This window comes from Bacillus safensis (assembly GCF_039619585.1).
GTDB classification, from domain to species: Bacteria; Bacillota; Bacilli; order Bacillales; family Bacillaceae; genus Bacillus; species Bacillus safensis.
Genome location: NZ_CP154909.1, coordinates 3,538,101 through 3,554,381 on the forward strand (window position 1 = coordinate 3,538,101; position 16,281 = coordinate 3,554,381).

The window sequence follows — 16,281 nt, forward strand, 5'->3', positions numbered from 1 at the left end:
TTAAATACTCTTTGAATACGCCACAAGACGCTGAGACATGTGATTCACTTCATCGACTGCAGCATTCACTTGCTCTGTTAAAGCAGCCTGTGTTTGCGTAAGAGCTGTCATATTCGAGATATTTTCAAGAATTTCATCAATTTGTGTTTTCATTTCCGTTAAACTAGATTCGATATTTTCCGTTGCATTGGCACTATGCAGCGCCAGCTTCCGTACTTCATCTGCAACAACAGAGAATCCGCGGCCCTGTTCACCAGCTCTAGCTGCTTCGATTGCAGCATTCAGACCAAGCAGGTTCGTTTGGTTCGCCACTTCTTTGATTAAGTCAGAAATGTTTTTCGTCTCATCTGCACTATTTTTTGCTAGATTTGCGGCAGACGTTGACTGCTCTTGAGCAACAGCAAGCTCCTGTGCTTGATTTGTCACAGAGCTAATGCCCGATACCATCTCGCTAATAGAACTTGAAAGCTGTTCTACTTGTGAAGCCATTTCATTCGCTGTTTTCTCTTTGTTTTTTTCTAACGTGATGTCACGAATGGTTCCTGCTACACGAAGAGGAACACCTTTTTCATCACGAATGGTTTCACCACCCGCATGATACCAGCGGTACTCCCCATTTTTGCGCTGCAATCTGTAATCAATATCAAACGGTGTGCGTCCAGAGTGGTCATTTAAATGATCTTCAAATGCTTGAAGAGCCATTTCTTGATCTTCAGGATGCAGACGGTCGCTCCAGCTGCTTAACACGTTCGGGAAATCTTTTTCGTCTGTAAAACCAAGCGTTTTTCTGAACTGCGGAGACCACCAAAATTCGTTATTTGGATTGACTGGATCACCGGCCTCTACCACCATGTCCCAAGGAGCTTCGACAAGCGCACGGTTGATTAAGTCATATCTTGTGACGAATGCTTGCAGCTCTTCTTCTTTCAATTTCTGATCATGGATATCAAAAAGAGCTCCCGCCACACGAAGAGGGACACCATTTCGATCACGAACGGTCGTTCCAGTTGCTTTGAACCAGCGATAATCTCCATTTTTCAACTTCAATCGATATTCGATATCATATGGCGTACGCCCTGAATGATCCAATAAATGCGAAGAAAATGCATCTAATGTATATTCTTGTTCATCTGGATGTATTCGAGATGCCCAGCTGTCTAATAGATTTGGAAAATCGTGCTCATTTTGAAAGCCGAGCATTCTGCGGAATTCATCCGTCCATGTGAATTCATTTTTTGGATTGACCGGGTCTCCAGCGATGACGACCATATCCCATAAGCCAACTTGAATGGCTTTTGTCACTAATTCCACCCGCATTTGAATATTTTCATGTGCTTCCTGCATCTTTTGCAGCGCTTCATTCATTTGTGCCACTGCTTCTATTGTTTGGCTAGAAGAAAATGCAGCAGTATCTAATCTTGCTGAAAGGTCTCCCTTTTCGATTCGTTCTATTAATTGGCTGCTTTCACTCAGAAGGATTCCAGCCGATGAATCATTTGCTTTTTTCATAAACATCTTTCATAACTCCTTTCAACTCTTACATTTTTGAAATATTTTACAGTTATAAACAATTCTTTATTAGGACTTTAGTAATACAAAAGATATATCGACAAAAACTGAAAATTGTTTATGTCATAAATAAGGCAAATGTTCATTTATTTGAAGTTTCATTTTTAGAATATGGATGAAATAAGGGAATTATGGATATAAGTATATGTTTTGATAGAATCAACCACTATTTTTGTCTGAAAAATCTCTTTTTTTATATTGACACTGACGTCTTGAAAAAAGAAAATGGAACATAAGCATTTTTAAAAAAGGAGAACGTCATGAGCGCGAATCAGGAGCAACAAGAATTAAAAAAGCTTTTATCACCGCGTCACATTCGCATGATTGCGATGGGCGGGGTCATTGGTACAGGAATCTTTAAAGGAAGTGCCGATACAATTGGTTTAGCAGGCCCTGGGGTCATTTTTTCCTATGTATTTGCTGGATTGCTGCTCCTCATTGTGATGGCAGCATTAGCCGAAATGGCCATTGTGTATCCGGGAAATAATCTTCGCGACCTTATACAAATTGCGCTTGGTCAACGTTTTTCATTTGTCGTCGGCTGGGTTTACTGTTTTATGTGGCTCACTGTATGTGTCATTGAGATTATTGCAGCTGGCAGTCTGCTTCAATACTGGCTGCCGAACGTGCCGCTATGGTCACTATGTTTACTTTGTTCACTCTTAGTCATCGGAATTAACTTAAATAATGTAAAATACTTTGGTGAAATTGAGTTTTGGTTCGCTGGAATGAAGATTTTCGTTATTATTGTCTTTATTATTCTTGGTGCAGCATTATTATTTGGGATCATTCCAAACGAACAAAGCACACCAGCCTTTACCAACTATCAAAACTTCGTCCCGAACGGATGGGGTGCGATCTTTGCATCACTTTTAGTGGTTATTTTCTCTTATGGAGGCTCTGAATTGATCGGGCTGACCATTACTGAAACAAAGGATGCGGAGAAGGTCCTGCCTGGAGTAGTCAAAAGTATGATGTGGCGGATTATCTTATTTTACACATTGCCGATTTTGATCATCTGCGGCCTTATTCCTTGGAATCAAATTGACCCAAATAACAGTCCTTTTGTCCAAGTCTTTTCTGCTGCTGGTATGCAAGGCGCCTCTCACTTCATTAATTTCGTCTTGATTACAGCCGTTCTATCTGCGGCTAATTCCGGAATTTATGGAACGACGAGAATGATTCATTCTCTGGCTAAATCAGACGGCGGTCCGAAAAAACTGGCACGGGTCAACAAAAGAGGCGTACCCATTTTAAGTTTATGGGTTACCGTTCTATTTCTTCTTATCGGAACATTTTTTGCTTACTTATATCCGGACCAAATTTTCAGCTATATGCTGGCTATTCCTGGTTTTGCTGTTTCACTCATTTGGATCAGCATTTGTCTGGCACATCTGAAACTGCGTCCAAAATATCCACAGGAGCCGTATTTCAAGGTGTGGCTGTTTCCGTATCTAACTTTATTTGCAGGTCTTGTACTCAGTTTGAGCTTTGTTTTGTTCCTATTCAGACAAGAAAACCTGCCTAGCTCCATTATCAGCATTGGTTTCTTAGCCGCTGCCATCATCGCTTCATTCTTAATGAAAAAGAAGGCTTAAACGCCAAAACCCGCCGAATTGGCGGTTTTTTTTATGAGCTGCTATCTTCTGTTACCTCAAAATCAATCGACGCTTTTGGAATGCCGTTGATAATAATCGTTAAAGTATGGGTTCCCTCATAGTGCTTTCTCGTCGTCATATTTTGAAAGGACTGAGACCTGATAAATTCTCTATGTAACGCTGAACTTGTTTCAAACTCTGTGATTTTAAATACCTTTTGATTGCGGGTACCCCGAGCTTTGACATAGTCTATGGCATACTCTACACGCAGCTTTAGTGGCTTAGCGGCCTGAAGTGTAAATTGAAAGGTCATTTTCTCTCCAATACGAATAGGGTCCTGCACTACCTTCAAATCTGTTACTTGAACAGATGGATCATCCCCATAGCCAAACAAAGCCATGATATCTGGATCGCCTTTTTTTAGTAAGGTACGAGATGCATGTTTGATGATCCAGTTCGTATGTTCATTCGTTCCATACCAGCTTTTAGCCGTCTTCTTCATCAAATCAGGCTGAATTGCAGAAATATCATTTAGGTGGTTCGCTACACTTTTTTGCACATAGCGCGCTGGGTCCGACTTCAAGTTTTCTAAAATAGGCAGCGTAACCGAAGGATTCTTTTTAAGCGCAGGAACAGTTAATCCCCATGGCAAACGTGGTCTGCATCCTTCACTAGCCAGCCGCCGAATATGCTCATTTTGATTCTGTGACCATACAAGCATTTGCGCCAGCATTTTGTCTTGATCCTGAATCAGAAAAGGCCGAACGGCAAATTCAGAAGTGGAAAAAGGCGTAAAGAATTCGAGCGCCTTGATCGAGATATCCCAATGTGCTAGGCCATATGTTTCGACGTAGTCTGGAAATACAAGCGCACTAAGTCCTGAAAAATGCGGGGCTGTCTGACGCAGCACTTCAATGGCCTTCTCATAATCCTTAGGCAGACAGGCATGCATCGATTCAGTGACTCTTCTCATTCTGCCTTTTAACTCAAGCTGCTGCCAATCCTTTTGAAACACAAGCCGCTGGAATTCTTCAGCATCAAACCCAGTCGACGCTTGTGCAAGTTTCTCCGCTAATTCTTCAATAAATAATTCATGATAAACGTGTTTTAATGGTTCGATCGTGTCCGCCTCCCGCTTCTCAATATCTTTATTTTACCCCAATCTGACAAAGGTGGTATTGCCAAAAGCAAAAACAGCCCAATTCCGAAGAATAAGGCTGTTGCGTTTCACTATATAAACATATTAATGATCATAATAAATGCAATAGCACTAACAGAAATGATCGTCTCCATAGCCGTCCATGTCAAAAACGTTTCTTTAATGGTCATACCAAAATACTCTTTGATCAGCCAAAAACCAGAGTCATTGACGTGAGACAAAATCAACGAACCCGCCCCTGTTGCTAACACAAGAAGCTCTCTGCTCACATCCGGCATAGATGCAGCAATCGGTGCGACAATACCAGCTGCGGTCATCATGGAGACCGTAGCAGAACCTGTTGCCACACGAATAACCGCAGCAATCAGCCAGCTAAGCAAAATTGGCGAGATTGGCGAATGCTTGGCTAAATCCGCAATATATTCACCAACACCCGAATCGATGAGCACATTATTGAAAGCCCCGCCTGCTCCAATGACAAGCAAAATGGAAGCAATCGGTCCTAAACACTCATTACTAAAGGAAAGCACCCGGTCACGGCTCATTCCTTGCACAAAGCCAAGACTGAAGAAAGAATACACCGTTGCAATCAGCAGTGCTGTAATTGGATCTCCAATGTACTTAAATACCTGATACCAAATATTGTCCTCTGGTAAAATAATATCCGCCAGTGTGGCAAGAAGCATTAGAATCACTGGCACCAAAATCGTAAACATCGTATTTGCAAAGCCGGGAAGTTTTCGATCTTCATTGCGTTCAGTAAATTGCTTTCTCAGCAGCTCTGGAACTGGTTTATGAATCCGCTTTCCAATCCACTTTCCATACAGCGGTCCAGCAATAATAGCTGTCGGCAAACCGACAATAATGGAAAAGAAAATGGTTTTCCCCACGTTGGCATGATAGATGCCGACAGCTGCCATGGCAGCTGGATGAGGCGGCACAAGACCATGAACGACAGACAATCCAGCAATGAGCGAAATCCCAATTGTCACGAGCGAGATGCCCGTTTCAATCGCAATCGTAAACAATAAAGGAATGAGAAGAACGAATCCGACCTGGAAAAAGACAGGTATTCCCACAATAAAGGCAACAAACATCATCGCCCAATGCACATTTTTCGTCCCAAACCGGCCGATTAATGTGTGAGCAATCCGCTCAGCTCCACCTGATTCAGCCATCATTTTCCCAAGCATGGTTCCAAGCGCTAGAACTATGGCCAGCAATGATAACGTATTGCCTAACCCCGTTTTGATGGATTGAATGATTTCCTGCAGGTCCATCCCTGTGGCAAAGCCGACTAACATAGAGGTAATAATTAAACTCACAAACGGATTCAACTTAGCAACTGTTATGAGGATGAGTAAAAGGACAATTGCGGCAATCACGATGAATAAAAGCATGCTCTCCCACCTTTTCCCTGATGTTTAATGATTTTGTTTTAATTGAAGCGCACTAATGACATCAAATTCATCCTTGAGTTTGTCATAGAGACGCTCATATAAGTAAAACAGTTCTATGTATGTTTCATTGTTCTCCATATTGGGTTCATGACGGGCAGAGATTCGAATCCAATCTTGAACCTCTTCTATCTCTTCCATATAACCTAAACTATGAAGTGCGAGCACAGCCGCCCCAAGTGCTGATGCCTCGTAGCTTTCTGGAACAAGTACTTCCCTGCCCATCGTATCCGCTAAAATTTGCCGCCACAGCGGAGATCGCGCAAATCCGCCCGACGCCCTGACATCCTTTGCTGAACCGGTTAAATCCCTTAAGGCCACACCGATTGAGAAAACACTCATAATGACGCCTTCTAACACAGCTCTGATAAAATGCTCACGCTTATGCTGAAGACCAATCCCAAAGAAAGTGCCTCTCGCATTTGGATTCCAATAAGGTGCTCGCTCACCTGTTAAAAATGGCAGAAACAGCAGCCCCTCTGAGCCGGCTGGAACTTTTTTCGCAATGTCAATCATCAGGTCGTAAGGGTCCACTCCAAGGCGCTTTGCTACCTCTACCTCCGAGGATCCAAATTCATCCTTCAGCCATCTCAGCATGATCCCGCCATTATTCGTCGGTCCTCCAACCACCCAATGCTTATCAGTCAGCGCATAGCAAAACGTTCTTGATTGTTCATCTGTTATTGGTTTGTCCACGACCGTACGGACTGCACCGCTTGTCCCAATCGTGACAGCCACCTCACCTTTTCCAATCGCTCCCACACCTAAGTTCGCTAGAACCCCATCATTCGCACCAACCACAAATGGTGTATCTTCCGCAATGCCCATTCGCAGGGCGATCTCTGGCTGAAGCCCTCTCAGCTGATACGTCGTGGGAACAAGTTCAGACAATTGATCAGCTTCAATTCCAGCAATACGCAGCGCCTGCTCATCCCATTGAAGCGTTTCCAAACGGAACAGTCCCGTTGCTGAAGCGATTGAATAATCGACGACATACTGACCGAAGAAATGATAAAGAATATATTCTTTGATGGAAATGAATTTCGCTGCCTTCTTAAAGACATCAGGTGCCATTTCCTTGATCCACCGTATTTTTGAAAGCGGTGACATTGGATGAATCGGCGTGCCGGTTCTTTTATACACTTGGAAGCCGTCCATGTCTGAAGTGATTCGCTTGGCTTGTTCTGCACTTCTGTTATCTGCCCATATGATACTGTTCGTTAACGCCTTGCCATCCTTATCCATCACAATCAAGGAATGCATCGCTGTACTAATCCCGACGCCTATGAGATGTTTTGCATCAAATGCTGCTTTTGTCAACGCACCTCTTACACTTGCAATGACGGCTTCTAATATATGTTCAGGGTCCTGTTCAACCCATGCTGGCTGGGGCTGAATGAGATCATAAGGAACCGAATGCTTTGCTATCACTTTCCCCTGTGGTCCAAACAGAACCGCCTTTGTACTTGTTGTTCCAATATCCAAACCAATTACCGCCTGGTTTCCCTTCATCTGTATCACGCCCAATCATTGATTTGAAATCATATTTTATTGTTTTGATATACCTGTTAAATCCCATTATAGGAATAATTTTTTCGACATTCAACGACTAAAAAGAAAATTATTTTCACTTAAAAGCTCAAAATCGTTACCACAACGGCATTTTTCACTAATAGAAAAATTTATTTTTGAAACCATTACACCCTTTTTTGTGAAATGGTTTCTCTCATTTGTTTTAAATTTGTTAAAGTTTCCTGCTGTCTTAAGTGAGCAAGTGCAAAGTATAGTACGTCAATGACAGTGAGCTGAGCAAGTCTTGCAGACATCGCTTCTGTTCGAAAAGCCGTTTCTTGCGTCGAAGTATACAACGTGACATCAGCAAGCTGGCTCAATGGAGAGCGTTGATAACTTGTAATACCGATGGTTTTCGCTCCTTTTTCCTTTGCTGTTTTCATTGCATCGAGTAAATCTTTATTACGGCCAGAATGAGATATACCAATCACTGTACTGTGCTGGTCGAGAAGACCGGCAGACATCGCTTGAAAATGAGAATCGGTGTGAACAATGCAGTTGATGCCTGTCCTCATAAATTTATGAAAAGCATCTGTTGCAATGAGTCCGGACCCGCCACTCCCATAAAACTCTAAGCGCTTTGCTTCATGAATGATTTGTATGGCTTTTTCTACATCTTCTGGATTCAACAATTGAAAGCTATCCTTTAATGCGGTTATATTCGCCTGAAAAACCTTTTGCATAAAAATGGCCGTATCATCATCAAGACTCATTTCTTCATCTACATAATCAGGCTTTGTTTGATCTATTTCCTGGGCAATTGCAATCTTCAAATCTTGAAAGCCCTCAAATCCAAGCCTTTTACAAAGACGAAAAATCGTTGCCTCTGAACTCGCTGTTTTTTTGGCAAGCTCGACAATTGATAAATGAATAATGTCGCCAGGTTCACTTGTAATATGTTCTGCAATTCCTTTCAGCTTTGGCGGCAATCCTCTGCTTGCTGCTCGTATTTTTTCAATACTACTTAAACTGACAGAAGCCAATTGACTTCACTCCTTCCTTATTCATGTGAACGCATACATTTCCTCATGTTCCCATCTTATAAAAAAGAAGCCTGTTTGCACAGACTTCTTTTTTTATGAATTCATCGTTTTGATCAATAGATCAAAACAGATTTACTCAAAATTTTATAATATACACTTTTAGCTCAATAATCTACCACATTATTTTTAACTTCATTTTCTGTATTTCTTTCCAGGAATCTTAAGCATTTTACCCTTATTTCTTCTAAACTATCACTTAATTCTTGTGGTATTAAACTTTCTACATCTTCAAGTTCTGTTCCCAAATGAAGTATATTTATCAGTTCTTCATTTATCCCTTTCTTCTTTAAAACATCGATTGTTCGTGGACTGAACATGAGCTTTTCCGCTTCTTCTATAGTGATTAAACCTTCTTTTAGCGACATGATTATACCAATGATATTTATAACAATAATCCTATCTAAATCTTCATGTGAAGAATATCTTAGTTCTATTTTATTCATAAATCATTTCACACTCCAACCTTTTTTAACTTTCACATCATACACCAAACCAGATTTACTTTGAAAATAATGTACAGAAACCTTTTTTCCGTCTTTATAGCCGTCTTTATAGCCATCTTTATATACTTTTTTCCAAGTCCCTCCTTCAATCTGTTTTAACTCGGATAACAACTTCTTATTATTTACTGTAACTTTTTTAGTCCCATTTTGAACAGCTTTAAAACCAGCAGGATATTTAGGGGCATATTTTATTGATTTATACAAATGTTTACTTGCTTTCACCCCGTTTACAAAAATAGTTCGAATGACAAGACCCCATACAGCATCGGCTTCTTTATAACCAATTTGGACACTTTTGTCTCTTGAAGAAGCCTCTCGATTAATATTGAATGTTACAGACGGTGAAAATAACGATACAATTAAAGTAAAAATAATGAGAAAAGGGATACGTCTTTTCAATTTAAATTACCTCCTAATATTAACCATATAAAAAATAATATAACATAATAGGAATGTTATAACTATTTCATTCTGTAGAAAATTAAAATGAATCTTTATACTGTTTAAAAGATATCTCTGTCTTTTAACATCTTATTTATTACAATATAAATTCATAAAGTAATGAATAAAAAGAATATACACTCCTCGGAGATAAAAATTAATGTTTACGTCCACAAAATATTCACTAAAATCTAATCATCTAGCGCAAGGACAATATCATTTAACCTACCGAAATATTAAAAGGCCCTTTTCAACTCATTTTTTCATAAAATCGAATTGGTATGATTCTTCTGAATCTTTTCCCCCTCACACTCGTATATACTAAAAGAGTGATTGATTTGAAAGGAGATCTGTTTGTGGGATATATTCTGTTATTTTCGGTTGTGATCGGTCTTGTCTTGACCCTTTTGCTCACACCGCTCAGGTTGATCGTTAGAAAGAAAGGGACAAAGCAGCAGGTGCCGCTCATGTGGATTGCAGGCCTTGCTTTGCTGTTCATGATCGGTATTTTTGTTTTCTATTACATCACCAATTTAGACCGGAACCCTTCATCCCTATGGCTGATTGGACTTGTTGTGACAGCAGCAGGCGCCTTTTTATCAGTTGGATTGGAGCGTAAAATCAAAGGCGTGCTATTTCTTATTCTATTGCTGCTCGGTGTTTACATGGCGACAGCTTTTCTATTCAATGCGAATGAGAAATTCGATGTCTCCAAAATGGAGCAAAAAGTAGAAATCAAAGCATTTGATGAAAAAGAAACACCTGCGAGTGTGCCGCCTCAATTTGCCCGGAACAAAATGAAGAAATCGTTCGGACAGGTGCCAAACACAAGCTACTATGAGCTTGGCAGCTTGCAAATTCAGAAGGTCAACGGTGAGTATGTATACATCGCTCCAGTGGAGTTCTCGGACTTCTTTAAATGGATTCGTGCAGGCAGCACGCCGGGTTACTTCACATTAAGTGCGACCGACTCCTCTGCTAATCCAAAGTTCGTGAAAACGGAGATGGTCTATACGCCTTCCTCCTATTTCAACAAAGAAATTGAGCGGCATATCCGTCTCCAGTACCCAGATTTGATTTTCTACGGCGGTACACAGCTGGAAATCAATGATGACGGCAAGCCTTATTACATTCAAACGTATGGCGATTTCATCTCTGCCCGAAACGGCTTTAAAGCTTCCGGTGTCGTCGTTGTTGATGCCAAAACGGGTGCAACGAAGAAATATGCTCTAGATCAAGTACCTGCCTTTATCGACGGTGCTGTTTCACCAGAGGCAGTCAGTCTGCAAAACAGCTATTTCGGAAACTATATTCACGGGTTCTGGAATAGTATGTTTGGAAAGTCAGATGTAAAGCTGCCTTCAGATGAAGGAACGGAAGCCAATGTGAGCCCGGTATTTGATTCAAAAGGAGATATGTATTACTTCACAGATTTCACAAGTCCGAAAGAGGGCGTTGATTCCATGCTCGGATATGCCCTGACCAATGCCCGAACAGGAAAAGCGACTTATTATACTGGAAATCTTGAAGAATCCTATATGGATTCTCAGGGCGCTCTGCAAATTATTGAGAAACGATTCATCGAGAAGAAATGGAAAGGGCGCATGCCGATTCTCTATAATTTCTATGGAGAAGCCAGCTGGCTCACACCGGTTCTCGATTCAAATGGATTCCTGCAAAATTACTTTATCGTTTCTGCAGCCAATCCAGAAATCGCTGCGTATGCTTCTACACCAAACGAAGCACTGAGAGCCTATAAGACAGCTCTTCAAAAAGGCGGCGGTACCGTTAACAGTTCCTCTAAGCAGGAAAAGAAAGAAGCGGCAGGGAAGGTCAAACGAGTCTACAAAGAAAAGACCGGTGATTATACAACCGTCACCTTCCTGCTAGACGATGGAAAAAGCTACACTATGTCATCTGAAAAGGAACCTCTCGTCATTTATTTAAAAGAAGGCGATCAGGTCACCATGAAATATACAGATACAGGTGAGATTTTCCTTCCAGTCGATGAAATCAAAATTAAAGGGTTATAAAAAAAGACGTTTCTCCTACTGAGGAGAAGCGTCCTTTTTCTCTTTCCTTAACAATTCAACGAGCAATTCCTTATTTTTATTTCCCCCGGTCATCGGTGACTCGACATAGGAGAACTTTCGTTTGAAATCCATGCCTCTGACAGAAATAACAGCCAATTCACCGCCAATGCTGCCTCGCTGGAGGACATATTTAGATAAAACAGAAAGACCCATTCCATGGATCACAGCTTCTTTAATCGCTTGATTGCTGCTAAAGGTCACAAAGGTTCGTGCTTTCAGTCCATTTGATTTCAGGACATGCTGTAAATATTCTCCTGTCCCTGATCCCTCTTCTCTCGTAATCCATGTTTCGTTTTGTAATTGATCAATGGTGACATCTTTTTTCTTAGCAAAAGGATGATCTAATGGCGCCACAATATAAAGTTCGTCCTCTAGAAAAGTTTCTACAGAAAGCTCCTTGTCATTGGTCTGTCCCTCGATCAAACCGATGTCGACATGGAATAAACGGACATGTCTGGCGATCGCCTCTGTATTATCAATGACCACCTCAATATCAACATGCGGATAGAGCTGATGAAACTCTGCCAATATTTGCGGCAGCACATACTCACCAATTGTGAAGCTCGCTCCGATGGTCAGCTTTCCTCTTGCCAAATGATGATGCTCATAAATGTCCTGCTTCGCCTGTTCATAGAGACGAATGATTTGTTTTGATCGATGGTACAGCATATCCCCAGTTGGTGTAACGGTTAATTGCTTTGGTGAACGATTCAGCAGAACGGTCTGGAATTCCTGCTCCAAGTTCTTAATATGAAGACTGACACTCGGCTGAGAAATTCGCAGCTTTTGGGCTGCTTTTGTAAAGTTCTTCTCCTCCACCACTGTCACAAATGTCTTCAGTGCATCGTAATACATCGGTCCCTCTCCTATCAGAAATCTTAATCCAACACCTTACCTATATATATCTTACTAATTCCTCTCCAGCACGTAAAGAACCGCCTAAACGAAAACAATTTAATAAAAATATTTACTAATTTTTTTAAAGACTCTATACTAAGAGGAGATATTTTCTATAGGAGGTGCTGATTTGGCAGCTAAAATAAAGGACATTGCAGAAAAAGCAGGCTTATCCATTGCAACGGTATCTCGCGTACTGAACCAAGATCCCAACCTATCCGTCACCGATCAAACACGCGAAAAAGTATATGCCGCCGCAGAAGCTTTGTCCTACCAAAAGAAGACATTCAAACATTCATTAAAAAAAATCGCCTTTCTCTATTGGATGACCGAAAAGGAAGAGCTTGAAGATATTTATTTTAAATCCATTCGACTCGGCATTGAGGAACTCACCAATACTCGGAGCTTAAATGTCACCGCTTACAATCCGTCTGATGGGCTTCATTCCATTGATTCTGCTACAGAAGGAATCATCGCCATCGGCCGCTTTAAAACGTCAGAGCTTGACCAATTATATGCGATCACTCCGCATATTGTCTTTATTGATACAACGCCAGATGAAGACCGTTTTGATTCTGTAAAGCCGAACCTGAAACGAATTGTTGAAAAGATCATCGATTCCTTTATCGAAAAAGAGCACCAATCCATCGGATTCATTGGCGGTACAGACCTTGATCTCAATACGAACGTGCACATTCCAGATATTCGTGAAACGACTTTCCGTGAATACATGCTGGCCCGCCATATGCTTGATGAGCGATTGGTCTATATCGGCCACCATTTCTCAGTAGATGAAGGCTATTCGCTGATGATGAAGGCGATCGACGAGCTTGGTGATGATCTGCCCACCGCTTTTTGTGTCGCTAGTGACCCTCTTGCCATCGGCTGCCTACAAGCATTAAATGAGCGCGGATTTTCTCTGCCGAACCGCGTCAGCGTCTTTAGTATCAACGATATTCATGTGTCTCAATATGTGTCGCCGCCGCTCACCACGTATCACATCCATACGTCATTACTTTGTGAGACAGCGATCGATTTACTTTTAGAAAGACTTGTGGACGGCAGAACATTGCCTAAGACTGTCCTGATTGCCTCAGAGCCTGTCTTTCGAAAAAGCACCATATAAACAAACTAGAAGTCCTGCCAAAGTGGAGGGCTTCTTTTCTCTCTATATGAGTAAAAAATTTTACTTAATAAATTTAATAAAATGTGTTTACTTTTTTTACTTAAGTTGATATTCTCACATTAAGAAAGCGTTTTCTTATCATCTGTGAAAAAAGAACGAGAGGGGATTACCAATGAAAAAGGGAAAATGGGCGACATTATCAGCAGTCGTTGGTACTGCTGTGCTTCTGCTTTCAGCATGCGGGCCAGGAGATGACAATTCAAGCGGGACACAGCCAGCATCTACAGGTACAAAGACCTTGCTAGTATGGGAGGATGTCAAAAAGTCTGATGGGATTCAAGACGCTGTAAAAGAATTTGAAAAACAAAACGATGTGAAAATCAAAGTGGTCGAAAAAGCGTATGCCGACCAAATCGAAGCTCTCCGCCTTGATGGAGCAGCCGGGACAGGCCCAGACGTCATCACGATGCCTCACGATCAAATTGGATCAGCCGTCACTGAGGGGCTATTACAGGAAATCAAGCCTGATCAAAAAGTGATCAATTCCTTTACAGACGAATCCATTCAATCACAAACGATAGACGGCAAGCTGTATGGCCTTCCTAAATCCGTTGAAACGACAGTGCTTTTCTATAACAAAGACCTTGTCAAAAAGGCACCAACTACACTTGATGGCTGGTATGACCTTTCGAAAAAGCTGACAAAAGACGGGAAATACGGTTTTGTAGCGAAATGGGATGAAATTTACTATGCCCAAAGTGTGTTAGGCGGATCAGGAGGCTATATTTTCAAACAGAAAAGCGATGGCTCCTATGATGTGAATGATATTGGCCTGAACAACGATGGCGCCATCGAAGGCGGAAAATACATTCAAACATTCTTTAGCGAAGGACTTTTCCCGAAAGGCATCATTGGTGAACAAGGAATCAATGTCCTCAACTCCTTATTCACAGAGAAAAAGGCCGCAGCTGTCATTTCTGGTCCATGGTCATTTGGTCCATATAAAGAAGCTGGAATTGACTATGGCGTAACAGAGCTGCCAACTCTCCCGAACGGAAAGCATATGAGCTCATTCTTAGGTGTAAAGAGCTACAACGTCTCCTCTTATTCTAAAAATAAAGACCTTGCTGAGAAATTTGTTGAGTTTATCACGAATGAAAAAAATTCGAAGAAGCGATTCGAAGTGACAGAGGAAATTCCACCAGTGAAAAAGCTGATGAAAGATCCAATCATTACTAAAAACGCAAATGCGGATGCTGTTTCAAAACAAACAAAATATGCCACGCTGACACCGAATACCCCTGAAATGGCAGAGGTGTGGAAGCCGATTGACAGCGCATTAGGTCTCATTGCAACCGGCCGGACAGATGTGAAAAAGGCATTTGATGATGCCGTCAATCAAATCGACTCTCAAATTAAAGCAAACCATTCTAAATAATCATCAAACACGGGTAGCCTTTAAGTCTATCAAGCTGCCCGTATTTGAGCTAATTTCATATGAAGTAGGTGTTAGACGTGACGGGTAACCTTGAACTAGACCGCACACACATAGTGGAATCAAAGACACACCGGAGACGGGCGCTAATGTTCTCTCTTATACCCGGGATGGGGCAGATGTACAACAAGCAGTACGGCAAAGGGGCACTTTTTTTCCTGTTCGGTGTTTCTTTTTTCATCGTATTTTATGATTTATTCAATATTGGCTTCTGGGGGCTGTTCACACTTGGGACGATGCTGCCTCGTGACAACTCTGTTTTTCTTTTGGCAAAAGGGATTATTGCGCTGTTAACAGCTGGTTTTGGTATCGGCTTTTACGTACTCATGATGCGTGATGCTTTTATGAACGGAAAGAAACGTGATCAAGGGGTTCCGCTCCATTCCATCCGAGCTCAATATCATCAGCTGATCGACCAAGGCTTTCCTTACTTAATGAGCACTCCTGCTTTCTTTTTACTTCTTTTTTCTGTTGTCTTTCCTATTATGTTCAGCTTTGCGCTTGCCTTTACGAACTACGATTTATACCACTCGCCTCCTGCCAATCTGATCGATTGGGTAGGGATCAAGAACTTTCAAAATATCTTTTCAATTGATATTTGGAGAGACACTTTCATTGATGTACTTGGCTGGACCGTCGTATGGACGCTGGCTGCTTCGACCCTTCAATGTGCTGTCGGCATCTTTCTAGCGGTTCTGCTCAATCAGAAGGATTTAAAAGGAAAACGGTTTTTTAGAACCATTTTGATTCTCCCTTGGGCTGTTCCGGGTTTTGTGACCATTTTGGTGTTTGCCGGACTGTTCAACGATACATTTGGAGCCATTAACAACACACTTTTTGCATCGATTGGAATTGATCCAAAACCATGGCTGACAGATCCATTTTGGAGCAAAATTGCCCTCATTGCGATGCAGACTTGGCTTGGATTTCCTTTTGTTTTCATTATGACAACCGGTGTTCTGCAGGCGATTCCAGAGGATCTATACGAAGCTGCGACCATTGATGGGGCAAACTTCTTTCAGAAATTCCGGTCCATCACGTTACCGCTTGTCCTTTATTCCATTGCGCCTATATTAATCACGCAATATACGTTTAACTTTAACAACTTTAATATCATCTACTTATTTAATGGCGGAGGACCGCCTGTGGCTGGCTCAACTGCTGGGGGAACGGACATCTTGGTTTCTTGGATTTACAAACTCACGATGCAGTCTTCTCAATATGCACTCGCTGCCGCTGTCACGATCTTACTTTCAATCTTTGTCATCGCCATTGCACTCTGGCAGTTTAAGAGAACGAATTCATTCAAAGAGGAGGACATGATGTGA

Annotated in this window: 13 protein-coding genes; 5 read left to right on the forward strand and 8 right to left on the reverse strand. The window is 41.6% G+C overall.

Annotated elements, in window-relative coordinates:
* Positions 1–1,515, reverse strand: a complete 1,515-nt coding sequence (locus AAYR28_RS18220) for a methyl-accepting chemotaxis protein (RefSeq protein WP_041118306.1) — start codon at positions 1,513–1,515, stop codon at positions 1–3.
* A gap of 314 nt (positions 1,516–1,829) precedes the next feature.
* On the opposite strand from AAYR28_RS18220, the gene AAYR28_RS18225 reads away from it, so the two are divergent.
* The gene (locus AAYR28_RS18225) at positions 1,830–3,167 is read left to right on the forward strand and encodes an amino acid permease (protein WP_061110291.1); all 1,338 of its coding nucleotides are present in this window, start codon (positions 1,830–1,832) and stop codon (positions 3,165–3,167) included.
* A 31-nt stretch (positions 3,168–3,198) separates the two neighbouring features.
* On the opposite strand, the gene AAYR28_RS18230 is transcribed toward AAYR28_RS18225, so the two are convergent.
* The 6 genes from AAYR28_RS18230 to AAYR28_RS18255 form a co-directional block, all read right to left on the reverse strand.
* Positions 3,199–4,287 carry a hypothetical protein gene (locus AAYR28_RS18230; protein ID WP_061110292.1) on the reverse strand — a complete coding sequence of 363 codons (1,089 nt, stop codon included), beginning with the start codon at positions 4,285–4,287 and terminating at the stop codon, positions 3,199–3,201.
* Between the two features lie 110 nt (positions 4,288–4,397).
* Positions 4,398–5,726, reverse strand: a complete 1,329-nt coding sequence (locus tag AAYR28_RS18235; protein ID WP_061110293.1) for a GntP family permease — start codon at positions 5,724–5,726, stop codon at positions 4,398–4,400.
* A gap of 24 nt (positions 5,727–5,750) precedes the next feature.
* Positions 5,751–7,295 (reverse strand): gluconokinase, encoded by a 1,545-nt coding sequence (gntK, locus tag AAYR28_RS18240; RefSeq protein ID WP_024423954.1) that lies wholly within the window; start codon positions 7,293–7,295, stop codon positions 5,751–5,753.
* A gap of 185 nt (positions 7,296–7,480) precedes the next feature.
* Positions 7,481–8,338, reverse strand: coding sequence for a MurR/RpiR family transcriptional regulator (locus AAYR28_RS18245; protein WP_120207986.1), 858 nt, complete (start codon positions 8,336–8,338; stop codon positions 7,481–7,483).
* A gap of 164 nt (positions 8,339–8,502) precedes the next feature.
* Positions 8,503–8,841, reverse strand: coding sequence for a DUF3969 family protein (locus tag AAYR28_RS18250; RefSeq protein WP_098677071.1), 339 nt, complete (start codon positions 8,839–8,841; stop codon positions 8,503–8,505).
* Between the two features lie 3 nt (positions 8,842–8,844).
* Complete coding sequence (locus AAYR28_RS18255) at positions 8,845–9,300, reverse strand: hypothetical protein (protein WP_120207988.1); 456 nt, start codon at positions 9,298–9,300, stop codon at positions 8,845–8,847.
* 398 nt (positions 9,301–9,698) lie between these two features.
* Between AAYR28_RS18255 and AAYR28_RS18260 the strand changes: the two genes are divergently transcribed.
* A complete protein-coding gene (locus AAYR28_RS18260; protein WP_098677070.1) occupies positions 9,699–11,375 on the forward strand; it encodes a hypothetical protein in 1,677 nt (558 codons plus the stop codon).
* 15 nt (positions 11,376–11,390) lie between these two features.
* On the opposite strand, the gene AAYR28_RS18265 is transcribed toward AAYR28_RS18260, so the two are convergent.
* Positions 11,391–12,290 (reverse strand): LysR family transcriptional regulator, encoded by a 900-nt coding sequence (locus AAYR28_RS18265; protein WP_034281399.1) that lies wholly within the window; start codon positions 12,288–12,290, stop codon positions 11,391–11,393.
* Between the two features lie 172 nt (positions 12,291–12,462).
* Here AAYR28_RS18265 and AAYR28_RS18270 point away from each other — a divergent pair, with 172 nt between their 5' ends.
* From AAYR28_RS18270 to AAYR28_RS18280, 3 genes are all read left to right on the forward strand, one after another.
* Complete coding sequence (locus AAYR28_RS18270) at positions 12,463–13,458, forward strand: LacI family DNA-binding transcriptional regulator (protein ID WP_044334886.1); 996 nt, start codon at positions 12,463–12,465, stop codon at positions 13,456–13,458.
* A gap of 172 nt (positions 13,459–13,630) precedes the next feature.
* Positions 13,631–14,896 carry an extracellular solute-binding protein gene (locus tag AAYR28_RS18275; RefSeq protein ID WP_345808895.1) on the forward strand — a complete coding sequence of 422 codons (1,266 nt, stop codon included), beginning with the start codon at positions 13,631–13,633 and terminating at the stop codon, positions 14,894–14,896.
* 167 nt (positions 14,897–15,063) lie between these two features.
* Positions 15,064–16,281 carry a carbohydrate ABC transporter permease gene (locus AAYR28_RS18280; protein ID WP_285854721.1) on the forward strand — a complete coding sequence of 406 codons (1,218 nt, stop codon included), beginning with the start codon at positions 15,064–15,066 and terminating at the stop codon, positions 16,279–16,281.

Coding starts and splice junctions, on each gene's coding strand:
- AAYR28_RS18220 (WP_041118306.1), bottom strand. CDS start 1,515: ATGTTTATGAAAAAAGCAAATGATTCATCGGCTGGAATCCTTCTGAGT.
- AAYR28_RS18225 (WP_061110291.1), top strand. CDS start 1,830: ATGAGCGCGAATCAGGAGCAACAAGAATTAAAAAAGCTTTTATCACCG.
- AAYR28_RS18235 (WP_061110293.1), bottom strand. CDS start 5,726: ATGCTTTTATTCATCGTGATTGCCGCAATTGTCCTTTTACTCATCCTC.
- gntK (WP_024423954.1), bottom strand. CDS start 7,295: ATGAAGGGAAACCAGGCGGTAATTGGTTTGGATATTGGAACAACAAGT.
- AAYR28_RS18250 (WP_098677071.1), bottom strand. CDS start 8,841: ATGAATAAAATAGAACTAAGATATTCTTCACATGAAGATTTAGATAGG.
- AAYR28_RS18265 (WP_034281399.1), bottom strand. CDS start 12,290: ATGTATTACGATGCACTGAAGACATTTGTGACAGTGGTGGAGGAGAAG.
- AAYR28_RS18275 (WP_345808895.1), top strand. CDS start 13,631: ATGAAAAAGGGAAAATGGGCGACATTATCAGCAGTCGTTGGTACTGCT.
- AAYR28_RS18280 (WP_285854721.1), top strand. CDS start 15,064: ATGGGGCAGATGTACAACAAGCAGTACGGCAAAGGGGCACTTTTTTTC.